The following is a 5,502-nucleotide window of genomic DNA, read 5'->3' as shown; positions in this document are numbered from 1 at the left end:
GTTTGCTGAATAAATCTAAAAACCTTGTTGGATAAGACTTTTGGACTTTTTTCCCCTCAAAAAGTGCCAGCCATTGCGGGGATAGGGGGGAAAATTCCGGGACTTTTTCCCTGAAAATTAGGTAGTTGACCACCTGAAAATGGGTAAAACCCCACACCCCACACCCCACACCCCACACCCTGCCCCCACGAAAAACTTTTTGCCGCAAACCCTAGTATAGTTTCTAGGAGTCAAAGGCCGCTAGAAACTCCTCCACCTGTTCCCGAGTCGGTTGGGATGCGATCGCTCCTGCCCCCCTTGTCACCATTGTCCCCACCGCACAGGCATAAATCACCGCCTTACGGGCTAAATCGGCATTTTCCCCAATTTGATCGCCCCCAAGAGCGGCACGAGCCAAAAAACCGGCCACAAAGCCATCCCCCGCCCCGGTTGTATCCACTACCTCCCCGGGAAAAGCCTCGACAGTGCCGCTATTTTCGCCTAAATGATATTTACAACCTTTTGCGCCGCCAGTAACCAGAATTGCCCCTAAATTGGGGTATTGTGATGATATTTCTCCGGGGGTATCAGTGCCAAATAACCATGCTGCTTCTTCCTCGCTACATTTGAGCAAATCGGCCCGGAAGATAAAATCTCGAATCCGATCGGGAGCGGCCTCAAGATTAGGCCAAAAAACCGGCCGCCAGTTGATATCGATCAATACTTTCACCCCGTAAATTTTAGCTAATTCGAGGGCGCGCATCATCGCCGCTCTCGCCGGGGGATAGGCTAACCCTAGGGTTCCCATCACTAGATAATCGGCATTTTTCCAGAGATTTTCGGGCAATAGGTCAGCGTTAAGGGCAGTATCGGCAAAATCCGTCGTTTTTCTGCCGCCAAAACCCGCAAAATGTCTGTCTCCCCCAGCATCGCGGGTGACATAAACTTGTCGGGTGGGTAGGGTGGCATGATACTGTACACCAGTGGTATCGACTCCGAGAGCGTCTAGCAAGGCGATTAACTGTTCCCCTCGTTGATCTTTGCCCACACAACCGATAAAAGCCGAATTTATGCCCAATTTTCGCAATCCACAGGCCACGTTTGCCGGCGCACCCCCGGCATAGGTTGTCCAAGAAGTCACTTGCTCTATAGAGCGCTCGCTTTGATCGGCAATTAGATCAGAGAGGATTTCCCCTAAACAAATGACAGACACTGGCGAAGATCTTTGATTGTTAAGCATTGGTGTGGGAAGTGGGGTGTGGGAAGTGGGGTGTGGGGTGTGGGGTGTGGGGTGTGGGGTGTAGGGTGTGGGGTGTGGGGTGTGGGGAGAATAAATAAAATAATCTCCTGACGACCGACGACCGACTCCTGAATCCTGAATCCTGACTTGTCAAGAAATCACGATAAATCAACTAGAGATTATCTGAGGCATTGAGTATAATCAAACACATAGATTAGGGGAAATTGCTCATAAATCAGTCTGATCGAGCGTGAATCCTCTTTTATTTTTTAGTCTTAGACTAAGGAAATATCATGGTTGATTGTAGTCAGATTCAGTTTGACGAGGATAAAAGCAAGATAGATCTATCGCAACTACGAGAATTATTTAATTTAACCGCATTTTGGGCAATCGATCGCCGTTTAGAAGATTTAGAAACCGCAATTGACTATAGTGATCCGGTGGTGACGGTGTGGAATGAGCGGCAATTAATTGGTTTTGCTCGCGCCATTTCTGACGGCATTTATCGGGCAACTATTTGGGATGTGATCGTTCATCCCGATTATCAGGGAGCGGGTTTAGGGCGTAAATTAGTAGAAACAGTCTTGGCCCATCCCCGAATAAATCGGGTGGAAAGAGTCTATTTGATGACTACTAATCAAGAAAATTTTTACCGGCGCATTGGTTTCCAAAGCAACGCCACCACGACGATGGTATTATTTAATCGTTATCCCGAGGAGTTTTCCTATCCGGCGATCGAGGTAAAGAAAAAACGATCCGTGTGAGCTTGTCCTGACTATTGTTATCGATTTGATCTAAGCTCATTTCCCCCCCCGAGACTTCGATAATGCCCTTCGCTAACTGAAATTTAAGACCGGGAGAAAGACCGAGAGCTTGAGTAAATTGTTTTACTTCTTCTGGCTTTGATTCTAAACTCAAAGGGGAAATTTCTGGCATTTGCCAGAGAGCGATTTCCCCCGGAAATTCTAGGGTAATAGTGACTTTTTTCTCGCCAAGGGCGCTCACCGATATACAAATAGAGCCACTCGTTAAGTTGGCGATCGCTGCATCGACGAGAAGGACAAGAGCGGAGGATAAACGCTGATAATCGGCAATAATAGCAATATCATCGGTCAAAGGGCTAAATTTAAGCTTAATATTGCGATTAGCTGCCTGTAAATAAGTTAGACTTGCCCAATCTTGCCAGAGTTTAGTTAAAGAAAAAATTTCTCGATTGAGAGGTATAGTACCAGACTCTAGTTTGGAGAGATTAATCATCTCATCGAGCATTGCCATCAGTTTACGGCCCGCCAGTTGCCCCTGGGCGATAAATTCCCTTTCCTCGGCCGGACTTTCACAAAGATCGGCGAGAATCAGTTGATGGAGACTGATCATACTGCTCAATGGCGATCGCAATTCGTGGGCAACCCGTCCCAAAAAACTGCTTTTGAGGTGATTAATTGCCACGGCCATCTGATAAGCGAGGCGAGTTTGCTGTAATTCCCGTTTTAAAGCGTCAATATCGTCCATATTTACAGAAAAACTGCCCCTTGTCGTAAGATATCCCATCCTTGACATTGCCAACGCGCGACGGTGGAGGGTTGTCCACTATTGATTATTCCCCATGCTTGCCTTTCTGTGGGTGCTAACACCGTCACCGAGGGAAAAGTAGTCATAATCGCTTCTGGAGTCAATAAAGGCTCTTGTCCTGACAGATTAGCACTTGTGGTCGCTAAAACACCAGTTCGACCGAGAATTTCTCTGGCGATCGCATGAGCGGGAACTCGGATACCAATCGTGCTAGGATTTTTAGGGTTAAGAACTTTTGGTACTTTTTCAGAAGCGGGTAAAACCAAAGTTAGGGAGCCGGGCCAGTATTTTTCGGTCATTTGCCGCCAAATTTCCCTTTCTTCCTGACTTCCCTTGACATAATCCCATAAATCTGCTGCTGAGGCCGCCATGAGAATTAAGGGTTTATCAAAAGTCCGTTTTTTAGCGGCAAAAATTAAGGCAGCATAGGGGGGAGAAACTGCTAAAGCGGGAACTGTATCCGTGGGAAAAGAAACCACTTGACCACTTAGGGCCGCGTGAACAATTTCGTTAAGAGAAGCAGTAGGCATTGAGAATTGATCATTTTTGGGGACTAATTTAGCCTAAAACTTTTTGGTACAATTTTAAACGGGTAGGGTTGATTCATGAATCAACCCTACCTTGAATCAACCCTACCTTGAATCAACCCTACTTGATCAGCGGGGTATCTGAAAGTTTTTAACACCTACCTACTTATCTCCAACCAATTAGCGACGATTAATTATGAATGAGTCTGATACTTTGGCTAATCTCGAACAATTAGAATATATTCCCTACCTAGATACCACGGGTAATATCTGTGCTGATTTCCAGGGAAAAATCGGGGTTTATGCCATTTTTGATCGAGAACAAGTCTTAGAGTTTGTCGGCTATTCTCGTGATATTTATCTCAGTTTAAAACAACATCTTGCCCGACAGCCGCACGCTTGTTATTGGCTAAAAATACAGTTGATTGAGCGTCCTAATCGAACTATTCTCGAATCGATTAAACAAGCTTGGCTAAGAGAAAGTCAGGCAGTAATCGGCAATGAAAAACTCTGGACAGAACCAATTGATGCTAAATTAGCCATGACTGAGACAGAAAAAGAATTTTATCAAAGTGCTGACGAATTGGGGCAAATCAAGTTATTAAAACAGGTATCCAGACGAGTAGAAAACGATATTTTATCAACCCTAGAAAAACGGGGAGTACAGATGGAAATTCGTTTTAATCCTAAGTTAAAAGAACAGGGTTTGCTCGATTTAAAGTAAAAATGACTAGGAGCGATCGATTCTCCCGACAAACCGCTATGATATTATATCGCCCCATCCCCACACCAATGGAACAGCGATGACCACTCCAGACTGGCCAAACCTACTGCAGCAACTACTCGATCGAAAATCCCTTTCCCTTAACCAAGCTGAAGAATTAATGACCGGATGGTTAAACGGCCAGATTCCAGAAGTTTTATCGGGGGCGATTTTAGCGGCTTTGCAAGCAAAAGGAGTCTCGGCCGCGGAATTAGCGGGAATGGCCCGAGTTTTACGGCAACAATCTCGCTTAGAAGACCCTAAACCCCATACCACTCCCGTTATCGATACCTGTGGCACCGGCGGTGACGGGGCTTCAACCTTTAATATTTCCACTGCCGTGGCTTTTGTGGCGGCCGCCGGGGGTGTAAAAGTGGCTAAACACGGCAATCGCTCGGCTTCCAGCAAGGTCGGTTCGGCCGATGTTTTAGAATATCTTGGGGTTAATTTGAGCGCCCCTAGCGAGAAAGTAGCGGCGGCTTTAGATGGGGTGGGAGTTACCTTTCTTTTTGCCCCCGGTTGGCATCCAGCCCTGAAAAGTGTGGCTAATCTCCGCAAAACCCTGAAAGTTCGCACGGTTTTTAATCTTCTGGGCCCTCTAGTTAATCCTCTCCGTCCCACAGGTCAAGTTATCGGGGTTTATGACCGGCAATTTCTCACCCCCATGGCCACGGCTTTAGCACAAATGGGAACCCCAAAGGCGATTATTGTTCACGGCCGGGAAAAACTCGACGAGGTGGGGTTAGGAGACCTGACCGATATGGCTTTATTAAATAATGGCGAGGTGATTTCTGGGGCGATCGATCCCTTGTCAATTGCTATCCCCAGAGCCAGTTTAAATGCCCTTAAAGGCGGGGAAGTGCCAGAAAATGCCGAAATCCTCAAAAATGTCCTGCAAGGGGGGGGAACACCGGCTCAACGGGATGCTGTGGCGATTAATGCCTCTCTTGCCCTACAGGTGGCAGAAAAGGTCACTTTTGGCGACCATGCTGCCGGTTTCGCCCTCGCTCGCGACATTTTAGCCAGTGGGTTAGCTTGGCAAAAATTAGAGGAGTTGGTTAAGTTTCTCGCCGCCTAGGACAATTCACAGGAGTCAGTCTCGATGAAAAAATTTTCACCCCCACAGATGAAAGAGGTTTTCTTCCCCACACCCCACACCCCACACCCCACACCCTCTTTCAAGTCAGGAGACTCCGAGACAGGAGATTGCTTTTATTTATTCTCCCCACTTCCCCACTCCCCCACTCTGCAATAATTACTCGCAGCCAGAAATAGGTTGGGCGTATCATACTTTGTGCTTTTTGTCAAAAAAACTTTTTTTTTGCAATAAAACTACACAAAAAAAAGATCATCGTTGTGGGTGAAATTGACTGATTTACCCGTCTTAATTAGGATCACCTTCTAGGTGTGGCAAGGGTTTCAAC

At 46.5% G+C, this 5,502-nt stretch carries 6 protein-coding genes; 3 read left to right on the top strand and 3 right to left on the bottom strand.

Annotated elements, in window-relative coordinates:
• Positions 1–223: 223 nt before the first annotated feature.
• Complete coding sequence (locus O9295_RS16610; RefSeq protein ID WP_288033959.1) at positions 224–1,219, bottom strand: carbohydrate kinase family protein; 996 nt, start codon at positions 1,217–1,219, stop codon at positions 224–226.
• Between the two features lie 293 nt (positions 1,220–1,512).
• On the opposite strand from O9295_RS16610, the gene O9295_RS16605 reads away from it, so the two are divergent.
• A complete protein-coding gene (locus O9295_RS16605) occupies positions 1,513–1,983 on the top strand; it encodes a GNAT family N-acetyltransferase (protein WP_002758109.1) in 471 nt (156 codons plus the stop codon).
• On the opposite strand, the gene O9295_RS16600 is transcribed toward O9295_RS16605, so the two are convergent.
• Both O9295_RS16600 and O9295_RS16595 read right to left on the bottom strand, forming a co-directional pair.
• Positions 1,919–2,776, bottom strand: a complete 858-nt coding sequence (locus O9295_RS16600) for a sensor histidine kinase (RefSeq protein WP_288033957.1) — start codon at positions 2,774–2,776, stop codon at positions 1,919–1,921. The genes O9295_RS16605 and O9295_RS16600 overlap by 65 nt on opposite strands.
• Positions 2,731–3,318: an L-threonylcarbamoyladenylate synthase gene (locus tag O9295_RS16595; RefSeq protein WP_288033956.1), complete on the bottom strand. Its 588-nt coding sequence runs from the start codon at positions 3,316–3,318 to the stop codon at positions 2,731–2,733. Before O9295_RS16595 ends, O9295_RS16600 begins: the two co-directional genes overlap by 46 nt.
• 193 nt (positions 3,319–3,511) lie before the next feature.
• On the opposite strand from O9295_RS16595, the gene O9295_RS16590 reads away from it, so the two are divergent.
• Both O9295_RS16590 and trpD read left to right on the top strand, forming a co-directional pair.
• Complete coding sequence (locus tag O9295_RS16590; RefSeq protein WP_288033948.1) at positions 3,512–4,039, top strand: GIY-YIG nuclease family protein; 528 nt, start codon at positions 3,512–3,514, stop codon at positions 4,037–4,039.
• Between the two features lie 79 nt (positions 4,040–4,118).
• Positions 4,119–5,156 (top strand): anthranilate phosphoribosyltransferase, encoded by a 1,038-nt coding sequence (gene trpD, locus O9295_RS16585; RefSeq protein ID WP_288033942.1) that lies wholly within the window; start codon positions 4,119–4,121, stop codon positions 5,154–5,156.
• Positions 5,157–5,502: the final 346 nt, after the last annotated feature.

The organism is Microcystis sp. LE18-22.4A, from assembly GCF_027531105.1.
GTDB lineage: Bacteria > Cyanobacteriota > Cyanobacteriia > Cyanobacteriales > Microcystaceae > Microcystis > Microcystis aeruginosa.
This window is presented reverse-complemented; position numbering and strand designations above follow the sequence as displayed.